Annotated in this window: 14 protein-coding genes; 8 read left to right on the top strand and 6 right to left on the bottom strand. The window is 42.8% G+C overall.

Features of this window, described 5'->3' with window-relative positions:
• The 4 genes from BLS59_RS19045 (at position 1) to BLS59_RS19030 (ending at position 5,221) form a co-directional block, all read left to right on the top strand.
• Entirely contained in the window at positions 1-453 is a 453-nt protein-coding gene (locus tag BLS59_RS19045) for a protein-disulfide reductase DsbD domain-containing protein (RefSeq protein WP_091151520.1), read from the top strand.
• Between the two features lie 14 nt (positions 454-467).
• The gene (locus BLS59_RS19040) at positions 468-2,180 is read left to right on the top strand and encodes a protein-disulfide reductase DsbD family protein (RefSeq protein WP_091151518.1); all 1,713 of its coding nucleotides are present in this window, start codon (positions 468-470) and stop codon (positions 2,178-2,180) included.
• Positions 2,181-2,321: 141 nt separating this feature from the next.
• Complete coding sequence (pfkA, locus tag BLS59_RS19035; RefSeq protein ID WP_091151516.1) at positions 2,322-3,299, top strand: 6-phosphofructokinase; 978 nt, start codon at positions 2,322-2,324, stop codon at positions 3,297-3,299.
• Between the two features lie 263 nt (positions 3,300-3,562).
• On the top strand, positions 3,563-5,221 hold the full coding sequence (locus tag BLS59_RS19030; RefSeq protein WP_091151514.1) for a glutamine--tRNA ligase/YqeY domain fusion protein: 1,659 nt from the start codon (positions 3,563-3,565) through the stop codon (positions 5,219-5,221).
• Positions 5,222-5,334: 113 nt separating this feature from the next.
• Here BLS59_RS19030 and BLS59_RS19025 read toward each other — a convergent pair whose 3' ends face one another.
• From BLS59_RS19025 to BLS59_RS19005, 5 genes are all read right to left on the bottom strand, one after another.
• On the bottom strand, positions 5,335-6,165 hold the full coding sequence (locus tag BLS59_RS19025) for an N-acetylmuramoyl-L-alanine amidase (RefSeq protein WP_091151512.1): 831 nt from the start codon (positions 6,163-6,165) through the stop codon (positions 5,335-5,337).
• Between the two features lie 81 nt (positions 6,166-6,246).
• Positions 6,247-7,197 (bottom strand): MrcB family domain-containing protein, encoded by a 951-nt coding sequence (locus BLS59_RS19020; protein ID WP_091151511.1) that lies wholly within the window; start codon positions 7,195-7,197, stop codon positions 6,247-6,249.
• 16 nt (positions 7,198-7,213) lie between these two features.
• Positions 7,214-7,597, bottom strand: coding sequence for a (deoxy)nucleoside triphosphate pyrophosphohydrolase (locus BLS59_RS19015; protein ID WP_091151509.1), 384 nt, complete (start codon positions 7,595-7,597; stop codon positions 7,214-7,216).
• Positions 7,598-7,622: 25 nt separating this feature from the next.
• Positions 7,623-8,477 (bottom strand): KPN_02809 family neutral zinc metallopeptidase, encoded by an 855-nt coding sequence (ypfJ, locus tag BLS59_RS19010; protein ID WP_091151507.1) that lies wholly within the window; start codon positions 8,475-8,477, stop codon positions 7,623-7,625.
• Positions 8,478-8,828: 351 nt separating this feature from the next.
• The gene (locus BLS59_RS19005; protein WP_091151505.1) at positions 8,829-9,524 is read right to left on the bottom strand and encodes an SIMPL domain-containing protein; all 696 of its coding nucleotides are present in this window, start codon (positions 9,522-9,524) and stop codon (positions 8,829-8,831) included.
• A gap of 253 nt (positions 9,525-9,777) precedes the next feature.
• On the opposite strand from BLS59_RS19005, the gene BLS59_RS19000 reads away from it, so the two are divergent.
• From BLS59_RS19000 to BLS59_RS18985, 4 genes are all read left to right on the top strand, one after another.
• The gene (locus BLS59_RS19000) at positions 9,778-10,458 is read left to right on the top strand and encodes a DUF6134 family protein (RefSeq protein ID WP_143014169.1); all 681 of its coding nucleotides are present in this window, start codon (positions 9,778-9,780) and stop codon (positions 10,456-10,458) included.
• A 78-nt stretch (positions 10,459-10,536) separates the two neighbouring features.
• Positions 10,537-11,115 carry an RNA polymerase sigma-70 factor gene (locus BLS59_RS18995; RefSeq protein ID WP_091151773.1) on the top strand — a complete coding sequence of 193 codons (579 nt, stop codon included), beginning with the start codon at positions 10,537-10,539 and terminating at the stop codon, positions 11,113-11,115.
• 3 nt (positions 11,116-11,118) lie between these two features.
• Complete coding sequence (locus BLS59_RS18990; RefSeq protein ID WP_091151498.1) at positions 11,119-12,117, top strand: FecR domain-containing protein; 999 nt, start codon at positions 11,119-11,121, stop codon at positions 12,115-12,117.
• Positions 12,118-12,313: 196 nt separating this feature from the next.
• Positions 12,314-14,047, top strand: coding sequence for a peptidase associated/transthyretin-like domain-containing protein (locus BLS59_RS18985; RefSeq protein ID WP_143014168.1), 1,734 nt, complete (start codon positions 12,314-12,316; stop codon positions 14,045-14,047).
• Between the two features lie 96 nt (positions 14,048-14,143).
• Here the strand turns inward: BLS59_RS18985 and BLS59_RS18980 are convergent, their stop codons facing one another.
• Positions 14,144-15,688: a Do family serine endopeptidase gene (locus BLS59_RS18980; RefSeq protein WP_091151495.1), complete on the bottom strand. Its 1,545-nt coding sequence runs from the start codon at positions 15,686-15,688 to the stop codon at positions 14,144-14,146.
• Between the last annotated feature and the right edge of the window lie 177 nt (positions 15,689-15,865).

The following is a 15,865-nucleotide window of genomic DNA, read 5'->3' as shown; positions in this document are numbered from 1 at the left end:
ATGAAAAAAGGATTGTTGGTTATTGTAGCGATGATGATATTCGTTGCAGCACATGCGCAGATAGAAACACCGGTAAGGTGGTCATACGCGGCAAAAAAGTTAAATGCCAAAGAGGCGGTTGTTTATTTAAAGGCAACCATACAAACCGGCTGGCATATTTACTCGCTTAATGTAAAAGATGGCGGTCCAATAAAAACTTCGTTTGTTTTTACTCCTTCAAAAGATTACACCGTTACCGGTAAAACTACAGAGCCAACCCCGGTAACCAAATATGAAAAATCATTTAGCATGGATGTAAGCTACTTTGAAAAAGAAGTAGTTTTCCAGCAAAAAATAGCCCTTAAATCGGCCAAAGCTACCACTGTTAAAGGTAAACTTACCTTTATGACCTGTAACGATCAGAAATGCCTTCCACCAGATGATGTTGACTTTAGTATTCCATTAAGCCAATAATCAGCGGTAGTATAATGAAATTTTTAAGCAAGATCAACTGGTTGCCTACCTCCATAGCTGCGGTAGCCTTATTTATAATATTTGGCCTTAACGCGCCTACGCCGGTTTATGCTGCGCAACAAAGCGGTAAAGACACATCAGTATCTGCTGCTGATATCCAGTTTACCGACATTCCAACTGCTGCCGATAGCATTGTTATTCGTAAAAAAGCCGATTCGGTTAAAAAAACAGAGGAGGCAAAGGTTGCAGCGGCAAAACCGGCAAAACCAGCAGAAAAATCCCAAACTCTTTGGCAAGTATTTATTGCCGGGTTTTTAGGTGGCTTACTGGCCATCACAATGCCGTGTATATATCCATTGCTGCCATTAACAGTAAGTTTTTTCACAAAAAAATCGGGTTCCAGGGCTAAGGGAATCAGTCACTCCTTTTTGTATGGCCTGTCAATCATCGTTATTTATGTATTATTAGGGGTTATTATAACCCTTTTATTTGGCCCCGGAGCTTTAAATGCGCTGGCTACAAATGGCATATTTAACCTTTTCTTTTTTCTGCTCCTGGTTGTTTTTGGTATATCATTTTTGGGAGCGTTTGAAATCAACCTTCCAAGTTCACTTGCCAATAAACTCGATCAAAACTCTGAAAAGGGTGGCGTAATAGGGATATTTTTCATGGCGGCCACGTTGGTTGTTGTGTCGTTTTCATGTACCGGACCAATTATTGGCACCCTGCTGGTTGATGCGGCCGCAAAAGGAGATAGATTAGGGCCGGCAGTAGGCATGTTTGGATTTTCATTCGCTCTGGCCCTTCCGTTTACAATATTTGCGCTATTCCCTTCGGCCTTAAAAAGCCTGCCTAAATCCGGCGGCTGGCTTAATAGTATCAAGGTTGTATTAGGCTTTATCGAACTGGGATTTTCGCTTAAATTTCTGTCGAATGTTGATTTGGCCTATCATTGGAACTGGTTTGACCGCGAAGTGTTTTTATCCATTTGGATAGCTTTAGGCTTGCTTATTACTTTATACCTTATCGGCAAGATCAAGTTTTCGCATGATAGCGATCTGCCTTACCTGTCCGTTACCCGTACCTTTATCACAATCGGCTTTTTTGCTTTTACCATATATTTAATACCCGGGCTTTGGGGAGCGCCACTTAAAGTAATAAGCGGCTTTTTACCCCCGCCAGCTACGCAAGATTTTGATCTTACCCGATCAATGAGCAGCGGGCCATCTGCCCCGGAGCAAAAGGTATCCATAAAAGACAAAAAATATGAGGCCCTTTTTGCCCGTGGAAAGCACCAGGGCTTAAATGAATGGTATGATTATGAGCAAGCTTTACAGGTATCAAAAGAGCTTAAAAAGCCTATCCTGATAGATTTTACCGGCTGGAATTGTCCTAATTGCCGTAAAATGGAAAACGAGATATGGCCAGATCCTGAAATTAAAAAGCGCATGCAAAATGATTTCGTATTACTTGAACTTTATGTAGACGAAAAAACAGATCTTCCGGCATCAGAAGTATATGTTTCATCATTTAGCGGCAAAAAAATAACCGGAATTGGCACCAAAAATGCCGATTATGAAACAACAAAATTCAATACCAACTCGCAGCCTTATTATGTTATAACAGACAGTGAGGGTAATGTGCTTGTTCCACCGCAAGGGGCAAACTTTAGCGTTAGCAATTATCTCAAATTTTTAGAGAGTGGCTTAGCGGCTTACAAAAAGTAGGGCGCGTAAAAAAATAAAGTGTAAATTCGCGGCAAGTTTTAAAACTATGCCGCGTTTTTTATATACGGGTATTTTTAAAGCCACTAATTCAATTTATCAATTTTTTACGGTAGGGCTTAACCACCCATATCAAAATAAAAAATGACTCAGATTAAAAACATAGGACTTTTTACGTCGGGCGGAGATTCGCCGGGAATGAATGCTGCCATAAGGGCGGTTGTACGTACTGCCATATATTACGATATACAGGTTACAGGCATCCGCCGCGGTTATGATGGCATGACCCGTGGCGATTTTATCCCCATGAACCGTAAATCGGTATCAAACATTATACAACGCGGCGGCACTATTCTTAAAACAGCCCGCTGTGATAATTTCCGCACACCTGAAGGCCGCTTACAAGCCTACGAACACCTTAAAAAACACAACGTTGATGCCCTTGTGGCCATTGGCGGCGATGGTACCTTTACCGGCGCCAAGGTTTTCGGCAGCGAATTTGACATTCCTGTTGTTGGCTTACCCGGTACTATTGATAACGATTTAATGGGTACCGATTTTACTATTGGTTACGATACAGCCATTAATACCGTTGTTGAAGCTGTAGATAAAATAAGGGATACGGCAGAATCACATGACAGGTTGTTCATTGTTGAGGTAATGGGCCGCGATTCGGGCCTTATTGCGCTGCGCACAGGTATTGCAGCCGGTGCCGAAGCCATCCTTATTCCCGAAAGCAAATCGGGCCTGGAAGGATTGTTTAACCGTTTGGAGCATGGCCGTAAGGATAAAACATCAAGAATAGTAATTGTTGCCGAAGGCGAAGAAGCCGGCGGCGCTTTTGAAGTTGGCCGTATGGTACAGGAAAGATATCCTAACTACGATACCCGTATTTCTATACTGGGCCACATACAACGCGGCGGCGCGCCAAGCTGTATGGATAGGGTACTTGCCAGCAGGGTAGGTGCCGCAGCCGTTGAAGCATTAAGAGATGGCCACCGTAATGAAATGATAGGCATCATCCACAATGAAATTTCTTACACCCCGTTTGAACACGCCATAAAACACCATGTAGAGATAAACCCAACCTTGTTAAAACTGGTTGAAATTTTATCAATGTAACAGGTTACTTAAAGCATTTTTTAAAGCGGCTGTTTCGAAAGAACAGCCGCTTTTTGTTTATTAGATTTGGCTTTGATTCGGCCGAGCCAGCGTGGATAAGATCGGTTTGTTAAAACACTTGCGTGCTCCTGTCAGGTGATCATTATCCCGCAGCCCTGTCGCCCCCTTAACCCCAAACCGGTTTAAATCCTACCTCAACTGGTGGCTCATTAGGGGCGGCTTAAAAATTTTGCTATTTTTGTACCTATTGCTAATTGTTGTTTATGAGCGAAGAGAGATCACTGAACTTTATAGAGGAAATTGTTGAAGAAGATATAGCTGCCGGCAAAAATGGCGGCCGGGTTTTAACCCGTTTCCCGCCCGAGCCTAATGGTTATTTACATATCGGCCATGCCAAATCTATTTGCTTAAACTTTGGCCTCGCGCTAAAATATAACGGCAAAACCAACCTCCGTTTCGACGATACCAACCCCGTGAAAGAGGATGTTGAATATGTTGACAGTATTAAAGAGGATGTAAAATGGCTGGGCTTTGAATGGGCCGAGGAACTGTACGCTTCTGACTATTTCGACAAGATATACGAATTTGCCGTTACCCTTATTAAAAAAGGACTGGCTTATGTTGATGATAGTACTGCCGAGGAAATAGCCCATCAGAAAGGGACACCTACCGAGCCGGGTACACCAAACCAGTACCGCAGTCGTTCGGTTGAAGAAAATCTGCAGCTTTTTGCCGATATGAAAGCCGGCAAATATCCCGATGGCGCTAAAGTGCTGCGCGCCAAGCTTGATCTTGCCGCACCAAACATGCACCTGCGCGATCCTTTGATGTACCGCATTAAACATGCCCACCATCACCGTACCGGCGATGCCTGGTGTATTTACCCGATGTATGATTTTGCCCACGGGCAGTCGGATGCTATTGAGCAGATCACCCATTCTATTTGTACGCTGGAATTTATTCCGCATCGTGCCTTGTATGATTGGTTTATTGAGCAGCTGGGGATCTTCCCGTCTAAACAATATGAGTTTGCCCGCCTTAACCTTAACTATACGGTAATGAGCAAGCGCAAGCTGCTTGAACTGGTAGTAGATGGACATGTTGACGGCTGGGACGATCCGCGGATGCCTACCATTAGCGGTTTGCGCCGTCGTGGTTATACGCCTGCCAGTATCCGCGAGTTTTGCGAACGCATCGGCGTAGCCAAACGCGAAAACATGATTGATGTTGGCTTGCTGGAATTTTGTATCCGTGAGGATCTTAACAAAACCGCCTGGCGCCGCATGGCCGTGCTCGACCCGATAAAATGTATCCTCACCAATTACCCCGAAGATAAAACCGAGATTTTCAGTGGTGAAAACAATCCCGAAGCCGAAGATGGCGACGGCAGCCGCGAGTTTCCGTTCAGCCGCGAATTGTGGATTGAGCGCGAAGACTTTATGGAAGTGCCGCCAAAAAAATTCTTCAGACTGGGTGTTGGCCTCATGGTGCGTTTAAAAAGCGCCTACATCATCAAATGCGATGATTTTGTGAAGGATGCCGATGGCAACGTAACCGAAATTCATTGTACCTATATCCCCGAGTCGCAATCTGGTAATGATACCAGCGGCATTAACGTTAAAGGTACCATTCACTGGGTGAGTGTACCGCACGCCAAAACCGCCGAGGTACGCCTTTACGATAGGTTGTTCCAGGTAGAGAATCCGCAGAGCGAGGATGGCGATTTTAAAGATTACATAAACCTCAACAGCCTGCAAATAATAACCACCGCCTACATTGAACCCGACCTTGCCAATGCCACACCTGGCACCCCGGTACAGTTCATGCGCAAAGGTTATTTTACGTTAGATAAATACTCATCTGCAGATAAGTTAGTGTTTAACCGCACGGTAACTTTGAAGGATGGCTGGGTAAAGAAATAAGGTAAAAGCTTAAAGGTAAAAGGCGAAAGGTAATACACTTTTCGCCTTTTTTGCTTCTTATCAAATCCCGAAGTTCCTTTTACCTTTCGCCTTTATCCTTTCACCTCAAAAAACTAATACTTCCTGTAAACGTTATACAACACGTTCAAATCCAACTGCGTCATGGCAGGTGTTTCATCTGTTTGAATGAAATGTCGTTTGAAAGCTACGATGGCGTTGGTGAGGTTTGTGGTATCATAACCAATAAGTCTTAGTGCAGTTGCATAGTCGAAATTATCGGGAGCGGGTACCAGCAGGTATTCTGGCCAGTAGCCAAAACCCTTGTCGGCCAGCAACTTCCACGGAAACAGGGGCCCTGGATCAGGTTTACGGCCAGGTGCTATATCCTGGTGACCAATGAAATTTGCCGTTGGTATATTGTATACCTTTTTTAGCTGGGCCAGCAGCGCCAGCAGGCTTTTCACCTGGATATCGTTAAAAGGTTCGCGCCCGTTGTTATCTATCTCAATACCAATGGAACAGCTGTTCATATCGCTGATGCTGCCCCACTTGCTTACCCCCGCATGCCATGCCCTAAGGTAGTCGTTAAGCATGTGTACAACCTTGCCATCCTTACCTACCACGTAATGCGCGCTCACCTGCGGCTTTACCAGCGTAAACGTTTTTAACGTTTGCGCCAGCGAATCCTGCGCGGTATAATGCAGGATAACATAGTTGGGTTTACGCAGGTTAAAGTTCACAGTACCAACCCATTCGCTGGCGATAGGCTGTCCCACGCTATCCAGCAAGGCAGCCGGTAACTCGCGCTGAATAACCTCCACCACCGAATCTGTTTGGTGTTTGTACACCTTATTAGTTTCCACAAACGGCACCACAACCTTAGGCGAGCAGGAACTAACTATGGCAACAGCAGCAATAATAAACAGTACGTAATAATTTTTCATGGGTAATGATGGTGAAGCTAAAGTAAGGAATTAACGGGGAAGTAATTTTATATGCCGTTTAGGCAATAAACTACTTTTCCATTAATTATTGTTTTGCAAGATCTTTTTTAATGCCTCGATATCACTTGGGTCATCTAATTTGTGTATCATACTATGACAATTAGAGCATAAAACTGTAAAATCCTTTTTTGCATCCAATTCTATTTTTTCACCCAGCAACTTATGGATTGGTTTAAGATGATGTGCTTCAATAAACTTTCGGCCTAAAACTCCATATTTCTTTTCAAAGTTTATATTACAAACCTTACAATTATACCCTTGGAGTTCCTTAACCTTTTTGGAAAGTTGAATATTACGTTCTATGCGTTTATGAAACCTAAACCTTCTTAATTCTTCAAACCCTTTGTAGCTCTCCTCATCATTTTCCTTTTCGGCTGGCGTAGTAGGTAAACCTTCATTGTAAGTTATAAGTTCATAAATTTTTAATATTTCTTTTACATCAACTTGCAATTGCTCATCTGTCGGCATATCATAGGCAGAGTAAAACTTGGCAACAATATTCCCAGCCTCGTATAATTGGGAATAGGTTGATGAACTGTTTTTACTGGTTCTAAGTTTTATCTCTATTTTTGAAAAATTTTGAGGGATCATACCTATTTGGGCTCTAAAATCTTCTGCTTTTAATTTTAATACCTGTTTAGTTTCTCTCTTATATCTTTCTTTAACGTCTGTTACGCCCTGATTTAAGGATAAATAAAAGCCAGACATATCATCCCTAAATAGAAAAACAGGATAATAACCTGATTGAGCTGTATTTGTAATTAGGATATCGAAAATTGCAATCCATGGCGATGCGGTCCAGTTTCCTTTGCCATTTGAACCTTTAACAATATATCTTTCTTTTTGCGTAATTATTTTAGATATAGCATTTGGAATTGCTTGACTTATTAGCTTACCTAATGGGTGCTCGGCAAATGGTTGATTATAGGCTTCCTGATAGTCGCTCAATAGATTTTGAAATAGTTCTTTCATATAATCAAATAGTGCCCTAAGGTTTTAAGTAACGATATACAATAGGCACATCTGCATCTGCCCAATCCAAAGCTAACAATTCATTTTTACACAGCCATTGAAAATTAGCATGTTCTCTTAATATAATATCTCCATTTATATGCTTACATATAAATGGGATAAGCTCTATAGTCATTTTAGGATAGGTATGAATATTGGATGGTAATTCCTTTGATATTTGAACCTCGATATTAAGTTCTTCCTTAATTTCTCTAACTAAACAATTTTCGGCCGTTTCGTTAGGCTCAATCTTTCCGCCAGGAAACTCCCATTTTAATGGCAGACTCATTTTTTTGCTACGTTGTGCAGCAAGAACTCGGTCTTGTTCATCTACTATTAAGGCGCATGTTACTTTAATCACAGCCTAAAAATAGCATTTATAACCCCTACTCCAACTCCCCATTGCCAAAAGTATCACCCTGGCTTACATCCCCTGTTTCGTAGCCTTTTTTGAACCAGTATACACGTTGGGCACTGGTGCCGTGGGTAAAGCTGTCGGGTTCTACGCGGCCCTGGGCTTCCTTTTGCAGGCGGTCGTCGCCAATGGCGTTGGCTGCGTTCAGGGCTTCTTCAATATCGCCGGGGTCGAGTACCTTTTTCATGCTTTGTTCGTAATGGGCCCACACGCCGGCGTAAAAGTCGGCCTGTAGTTCCAGCTTTACCGAGAGCTTGTTGTATTGTTTCTCGCTGAGGCGGTTGCGGGCTTCGTCCATTTTGCCGCTGATGCCCAACAAATTTTGCACATGATGACCAACCTCATGCGCTATTACATAGGCCTGGGCAAAATCGCCGGCGGCGCCAAAACGTTCTTTTAATTCCTGGTAAAACGACAGGTCGATATAAACCTTACTATCCTGCGGACAATAAAATGGCCCCATTGCCGAGCTGGCATTTCCGCAGCCGGATTGCACACCGTCGGTAAATAGTTCCAGTCGTGGTTTTCGATAGGTTTTGCCCATATCGCTAAAAAGTTTCGCCCAAATGTCTTCGGTATCGGCCAGTACCACGGCCACAAAACGGCCCGCACTATCGGTAGGAGCTTTGTGCTGACTGCTCTGTTCTGTACGCGCAGGGTCACTATTATTAAGCTGATTAAGTACCGGCGAGGGGTCTATCCCCGTAAAAAAGTAAATAGCGGCCGCTATAAGGGTTACTACGCCGCCGCCTACAGCAAACCTGCCACCGCCACCGCCGCGGTTATCATCTACATTGTCGCTTTCGCGCCTGCCGAACCATTGCATATTGTTGTGATTTTAAAACGTAACGGAAAGATAAGCAGAATGTTTGTGCCTCACCCAATCCTCTCCAAGGGATAGGGCTTTGATTTGCTTGGTGGATTGACTTAGATGGGGATTGTCTGAACCGGGATTTTTCTGATTAAGCGGATTTTTAGATTAGTGTATTTGCAAATCAAATCCGTTTAATCATGGTTCAGACAAAATCACTTTACAAAAAAAATTGCCACCCCTAAAGAGGAAGAACCTGCTAACCGCTATGCACTCGCAAGCATATGGTTAACAGATTCTTCACTCCGTTCAGAATGACAAAATGTTCTTTTGATTTAGAGCCCTTATATAGAGGGTTGTATCCGATTAGTTTATCTGAAAAACTGCCTGTATAGAAAAGCTCAGTTTTATCTTTTTAAAATCGATATCAGATTCGGCAGGGGCAGCGTCAGCAGATGCGGCTTTGAACATCATAACGTTTGCATACTGGCGTGGTTGAGGAAAACTGCTGTTATCGCTTTCGGTAATGTTAAGGGCGTCGCCAAGTTTGTTGCCGAGGGCGGTTAACAGGTAGGTGGCTTTATCGCGCGCGGCAAGCAATGCCTGGATTTTCAAATCGCGTTTAAGTTCAGTCATTTTTGAATAATCGTAACTATCTATATTGGTGCTTTGAATACCTTTAGGATCAATTTTGGCCATTATCTGATTAAACTTGTTAAGGTCGCGTACGCGCAGGCCGTATTGTTTGCTGGCTAAAAAATCCGGAGCTTTTTTCTTTTGATAAGTGTTGTTCCAGGCAGATACATTGCTTACCGTAAAATCGGCAGGTGCAATACCGGCATCTTTAACAGCTTTTTCCAGCTGATTTTCAAGATCGGCAATTTGAATATGCTTTTTACCGTCCATGTATTCCTGGAGGGAAATGGAAACGTTAATAATATCGGGGGTAACTTCCTGCTCGGCTATGCCGGTAACTTCTATTTTGCGGCGCAGGTCAACACCCTGCGCAAAGGCGCCATAAGTAAATGTAAGTAATGCAGACAGGATCAATAACTTCTTCATGTGTGTGTATTTTGTTTGTATGACTATAGTAACGTGCAAATAGTTTAATATGTAACAGCAAAGTTGAATTATTGTTAGCGCCATTCAACCGCAGATTTGAATAAAGAATAAAAAGACTACTAATTTTGTAGTATTAATTATTATATTGCGAAAAAAAATCATGCAAGTACATAGGGGTAAGTGTTTAATATGTTGTAATAGCTGTAGTTAACGCAAAACAGTTGTTCAATTTCTATTAAAAAAAATCCCGCTCATGATACTTGCACTCCTCATATGGCTCTTTAAAAAATACGTAACTCCAGCCTTGTTACGGCACAATATACAGCCTTTTCGTTTTCTTCTACCGTTAAAAAAGGCAGTTACGCTACTGGCATTTATTTGTTTTTCGGCAGGTGTAATGGCGCAGGAACAAACGGTAAAATACAATGTGCTGCACAGTGGCAAAATTGTTGGTCACATGAATTTGTACCAGAAACGCAATGGCGACAACCTATATCTTAAAATGATATCCGAAGTAAAGATGCGCTTTATCATGAGCATCAATGTTAATATTAATGAGGAGTCGGTGTTTGAAAATGGTAAGCTCATCAGTTCGCATGTTTGCCGTAACGTTAATGGCAAGGAGAAGGCCAACCGTCAAACCAAAGCCGAAGGCGATGCTTACCAAACACTTGCAGAAGGCAAAAGCGGCCGACTTGATAAAAAGCAGATCAATGCTAACTTAATGCTATTGTACTGCCACGAGCCCGCCGATAACGCGCAGATCTATTCTGATAATTTTCAGCAGTTTTTACAGGTAAAACAGGTTTCGCCACATGTGTACCGGGTTAACCTGCCCGATGGTAATTATAACTTTTACTCGTACAATAACGGTATTTGCAGCATGGTCGACATCCACCATTCGCTTTATACTATCCAGATCCAGCTGGTCTGATCTTATTGCTTTACTCAGTATATTGTGCATATCATTGCCAAACAAGCTATATTTAACGCATATTTTCACCCTCTTAAAGTGGAATACAGCGATAGCACAGTTATAACTTTATTACAGCAAGGCAACGAGAAAGCATTTGAACGGTTATTTAAAGAACATTTCAAATGCTTGCACGCCTACGCCTACACTTTTTTAAGGGATAATGAAATGGCCGAAGAAATTGTGCAGAATGTATTTTGCCGCATCTGGGAAAAACGCGATCAGCTGAAAACCGATGGCTCGCTCAAATCATACCTGTACCGGTCGGTTCATAACGAAAGTCTTAATTATATTAAACACCAAAAGGTTAAGGCATCGTTCGATGTATATTATACCGGGGAGATGGAGCATAACGAGCAACAGCAGCAGGCATCGGTTAAAGTAATGACCACCGAGTTGCAACAGCACATAACTGCGGCCATGAATGAATTACCGCAGCAATGCCGCACCATATTTCAGTTAAGCCGGTTTGAACAGCTTAAATACCAGCAAATTGCCGATCAGATGGGCCTCTCCATTAAAACAATTGAGAACCAAATGGGCAAAGCCTTACGGCTGATGCGTATAAAACTGGCCGAGTTTTTACCAATTATTTTACTTTTTTTAATACGATGGTAGTGTATGAGTAATGCCAATACACCTATAGATGATGATTTGCTGGTAAAATACCTGCTTGGCGAAGTTACGCCCGCGGAGTACATACTGGTGGAGAACTGGATAAGTGCAAGCACAGAAAACCGTAGCGAATACGAGCGTTTTAAGCTGATATGGGACGAAAGTCAGCAAATAGCAGCCGCTAATGTAGATGAGGACGCCGCATATACCCGTCTGCATAACCGAATCCACACCAACCAGCCTGCGCAGCGCCAAACCCCAATAAGACGTCTGAAAACAAGCCATTGGATAGGATTGGCAGCCTCTGTGGTGCTTATTTGTACCGTGCTTTGGTTAACGTTTAATCATGTGTATGATAATGGCTCTATTTCGGTTGTTAAAATTGATAGCCGGGGCAAAGTACGTACAGCAAATCTGCCCGATGGATCAGTAATAACCCTTAACAGCCACTCCACATTACTTTACCCGGAGAGATTCAAAGGCGAGATAAGACCGGTAAGCCTGCAGGGTGAAGCTTTTTTTAAGGTCGCGCCGGATAAGTCGAAACCTTTTATAATTAAGGTGAACGATGTAACGGTTAGGGTAGTTGGTACGTCTTTCAATATAAAAGAGCGAAACGGCAAAACCGAGGTAATTGTAGAAACAGGCATAGTTAAAGTAAGCAAAAAACAAAGCAGCGTAAATCTTATCCCTGGCGAACGGGTAACGATAAACAAAGATGAAGGGGTATTGAGCAAGGAGATCAGCAAAGGCAAACTGTATAATTATTACCTGACCGGAGAGTTAATATGCGACCATACTCCATTAGCCGAACTGGTGCCTGCGCTTAATGAGGTTTACGGTGCGCACATCATTATCGGCAATAAAGCCCTGCAAAATTTGCCCATCACAACGGTGTTTAAAAAGCAGTCGCTCGATGATGTGCTGACCGTCATTGCCGATACGTTTGAGGGCACATCAAAGATTACCGTTGTACGTAAAGGCAAACAAATTATACTTAGATAAGGGGAAATGGCATTGTGAATAAAAAACCTCTTGCGATCCTCCCAAAAATGTCATTTCGAAACGAGGTACGAGTGAGAAATCTTCTAAGACCTTGTAGGCGTGCCATACTTATCCGATATGTATAAAGTACAAGATTTCTCACTCGTACCTCGTTTCGAAATGACAATATTGTTTATTAACATCCTATTTAACACCCATGTCCCGTTTAACTAAGCACTTACTTTTACTACTGATGTTCTTTTCCCTACCGGGGATAGGTAGCGCATCAGAGTCTATCCTGGCTAAAAACATCTCGGTACATGTAAGTAATATGCGCTTGGGCACGGTGTTAAAAACCATTGAAGAACGGGGCAATTTTACCTTTTCTTACAACAGTAACATCGTAAAAACAGATAGCCTGGTAACCATAAATGCAGATAACTGGACGATAAGAGAAGTACTTGATAAAATGCTCAATAACCGGTTTGAGTATAAGGAAGCACGTAATTTCGTGATCCTGCGGTATGCCCCGCTTCAACTGGCATTCTCTATAGAAAAAGCCACCGCCGAAAATGGCGAATACGTAGTAAGCGGTTTTGTATCCGACGATAAAACCGGTGCTAAGCTGGAAAACGCCAGCGTGTATAATCGCGAACTCCTTCAATCAGCCTTAACAGACAAGGAAGGGCACTTTGAGCTGAACCTGAAAAGCAATGGCGAGGCGGTATCGCTAACCATCAGCAAAGAAAATTACCGGGATACCACTATCACTTTCCTGGCGGGCGTTATCATCAACCCAAAAGACAATAAATCAAAAAGCCTGGTAGATTATGTGATCAGCAACGATTATGAGGGTATCGAAAACACCTCTCTGGGCCGGCTGTTTATATCAACCAAACAACAGATCCAGAATATTAACCTGGGCGGTCTTATTGCCGAAGCACCATTTCAAGCATCTGCAATTCCCGGCGTAAGCACACACGGGCAATTTGGCGGGCAGGTAGTTAATACGGTATCATTAAACGCAGTAGGCGGCTATAATGCCGGGGTTGATGGCTTTGAACTGGGTATCATTTTCAACCTGGACAAAGGTAACGTACGCGATGTGCAGATAGCCGGCATATTTAACGTAGTAGGCGGCAACGTAAGCGGCTTTCAACTTGGTGGTCTGTACAACAACGTGTTGGGCAATACAAGGGGATTTCAACTGGCCCTGCTCCATAACAGCGTAAAGCATGATGCGGATGGGTTGCAGCTATCGGGCTATAACCACACCCGCGGCAGTGTAAATGGCATGCAGGTAAGCTTAGTAGGTAATATAGCAGGTAAAACTTTAAGGGGAATACAATTGGCCGGCACAGGCAATATAGCACAACGGGTAGATGGTGTACAGATATCGTCCCTGTTTAATTATGCACGCAACCTGCGCGGCCTGCAAATAGGATTGATAAATATTGCCGACACTTCGTCGGGCTATAGCATTGGCTTTATCAACATAATACGCACCGGTTACCATAAGCTAGCGCTCTCAACAAACGAAACCACCAACGCCAACGTAGCTTTTAAAATGGGCAACAAAAAACTTTACACCATTTGGCAGGGCGGCATGAGGCTCAATAATGATAAATTATACACTTTCGGACTGGGTTTAGGTACGGAGCTTGGCATGGGTAAGCATTTTGCCATTAACCCCGAAATAACGCAGCAATATATTTACCAGGGCACCTGGCACCGTACCAATCAGCTTAGTCGCCTGGATGCGGGGTTAACTTATAAATTAAGTAAATGGATTTCCGTAAACGCAGGCCCATCGTTAAACATGTTCTATTCAGATCAGCACAGCCCTATAAGCGGCTATAGCTATCTGCAAACAATGCACCGCAACTTTATAAAAGGCAACAGTAATTTCACCGGCTGGGTAGGCTGGAGCGCTGGAGTGAGTTTCTTTTAGAAAGATTTTGCAGGTGAGCGTATCTTGACGGCAAATATTCCAAAACAAAAAACCCGGCATAAGCCGGGTTTAAAAATATTTATCACATTAAAATACTTACTGTATTTGGAACCTATTATTAAAGTTTGTTCCATCTGGGTAATAACCCGAAACTACCAGGTTACCATTGCGCAGGTTGGTGATCACCTTATCAATATCAGTTACGCTATTTATTGGTAATTTATTGATACTTGTGATAATAGAGCCAACAGGGATTTCCAGGCTGTCAAACATCCTGCCTTCGCGTACCTGTGTTACAAACACTCCCGAATTAACATGGAATTTTGATTTTTGAGCCGGTGTTAACGGCTGAAAGCTTGCGCCCAGTTTGTTAAACAGCTCCTCAGCCGATTTTGAAACAGCTGCAGTACGATTTGTAGCCGGTGTAGCATCAGCCTTAAGCGTTACCGCAAAATTCTTTTCTTTGCCATCGCGCAAAACGGTGAGGTTAATTTTATCACCGGGTTGTAAACGACCAACACGCTCCTGCAAGTCTGATGATTCGTATACCGTTGTACCTTCTACCTTGTTAATAATATCACCTTTTTTAAGGCCTGCTGCTGCTGCACCACCACCTTCAACAAGGCTATCAACATATAAACCAACGGTATTGCTTATACCCAGCTTTTGCGCTGCATCGGGGTTAAGTTCAACAAAACTCACACCTACGAAACCGCGTTTTACGTTACCATATTTCTTAATATCGTTCAGCACCTTTTTGGCCAGGTTAACCGGGATAGCAAAACCATAACCCTCGTAAGAGCCGGTGTGCGATGCTATCGCGGCATTTATACCCACAAGCTCGCCTTTGGTATTAACCAATGCGCCGCCACTGTTGCCCGGATTAATAGCCGCATCTGTTTGAATGAACGATTCGATAGCCTTATTGGCCTTTCGCCTGTTTTGATTACTGGTACGCCCAAAAGGATTACTATCATCGCCATTATCATCATTTCCAATAATGTTAATGTTACGGCCTTTAGCGCTTACAATACCCGCTGTAACGGTAGAGGTTAGGTTAAATGGATTACCAACTGCCAAAACCCATTCGCCAACACGTACTTCATCTGAGTTACCTAATTTTACAATAGGCAGGTCGGTAGCATTAATCTTGATCAACGCCAAGTCGGTATTTGGATCTGTACCAATAACTTTAGCCTCAAACTGGCGATGATCATTAGTGGCAACGGTTATCTTATCAGCCTTTTCAACCACGTGGTTATTGGTTACAATATAGCCATCGTTTGAAATAATAACACCCGATCCTGATGCCATTTGCGGGGCACGTGCGCCTGGGCTTTGGCCAAACATATCGCCAAACATTTGCTCAAAACGGTCCTGCTTACTGTTCCCTTGCGACTCGTTACTGTAAGTAGTGCGGATATATACTACCGCCGGGGTTACCGCGGCAGCGGCCTCTGTAAAATCAAGAGAGCCTGTTGATGATACAATAGGTGTAGATTTATTACTGGTAAAATAAACCTTTTGCTTGTCTTCAAAGCTCATGTTATCTGAGTATTTACTCTCGATAACCTTGTATGCGCCCAAAGCCATTGCACCTCCAACAAAAGCGGTCAATAGTGTTAAACCAATCTTTTTCATCTTTATAATTACCTTTCTTTATTTTTGTTTATAATTCAACAAATCAAATTTAATACCATATAGACGACATAATCAATGATAAGTTATCGCGATTTTTGTTAAAATTTGTTAAATTGATTTACATAGCAGCTACGGTTGCTATAACAAATAAACAAGCAGCTAAGTAGCTGACTATAA

It is taken from the genome of Mucilaginibacter pineti, from assembly GCF_900101875.1.
GTDB lineage: Bacteria > Bacteroidota > Bacteroidia > Sphingobacteriales > Sphingobacteriaceae > Mucilaginibacter > Mucilaginibacter pineti.
The sequence above is the reverse complement of the archived record's forward strand: the minus strand, read 5'-3'. Positions and strand labels throughout refer to the sequence as shown.

Excerpts from the sequence above, each read along its gene's own strand:
- BLS59_RS19045 (WP_091151520.1), top strand. The coding sequence starts at position 1 with ATGAAAAAAGGATTGTTGGTTATTGTAGCGATGATGATATTCGTTGCA.
- BLS59_RS19040 (WP_091151518.1), top strand. The coding sequence starts at position 468 with ATGAAATTTTTAAGCAAGATCAACTGGTTGCCTACCTCCATAGCTGCG.
- pfkA (WP_091151516.1), top strand. The coding sequence starts at position 2,322 with ATGACTCAGATTAAAAACATAGGACTTTTTACGTCGGGCGGAGATTCG.
- BLS59_RS19030 (WP_091151514.1), top strand. The coding sequence starts at position 3,563 with ATGAGCGAAGAGAGATCACTGAACTTTATAGAGGAAATTGTTGAAGAA.
- BLS59_RS19025 (WP_091151512.1), bottom strand. The coding sequence starts at position 6,165 with ATGAAAAATTATTACGTACTGTTTATTATTGCTGCTGTTGCCATAGTT.
- BLS59_RS19020 (WP_091151511.1), bottom strand. The coding sequence starts at position 7,197 with ATGAAAGAACTATTTCAAAATCTATTGAGCGACTATCAGGAAGCCTAT.
- ypfJ (WP_091151507.1), bottom strand. The coding sequence starts at position 8,477 with ATGCAATGGTTCGGCAGGCGCGAAAGCGACAATGTAGATGATAACCGC.
- BLS59_RS19005 (WP_091151505.1), bottom strand. The coding sequence starts at position 9,524 with ATGAAGAAGTTATTGATCCTGTCTGCATTACTTACATTTACTTATGGC.
- BLS59_RS19000 (WP_143014169.1), top strand. The coding sequence starts at position 9,778 with ATGATACTTGCACTCCTCATATGGCTCTTTAAAAAATACGTAACTCCA.
- BLS59_RS18990 (WP_091151498.1), top strand. The coding sequence starts at position 11,119 with ATGAGTAATGCCAATACACCTATAGATGATGATTTGCTGGTAAAATAC.
- BLS59_RS18985 (WP_143014168.1), top strand. The coding sequence starts at position 12,314 with ATGTCCCGTTTAACTAAGCACTTACTTTTACTACTGATGTTCTTTTCC.
- BLS59_RS18980 (WP_091151495.1), bottom strand. The coding sequence starts at position 15,688 with ATGAAAAAGATTGGTTTAACACTATTGACCGCTTTTGTTGGAGGTGCA.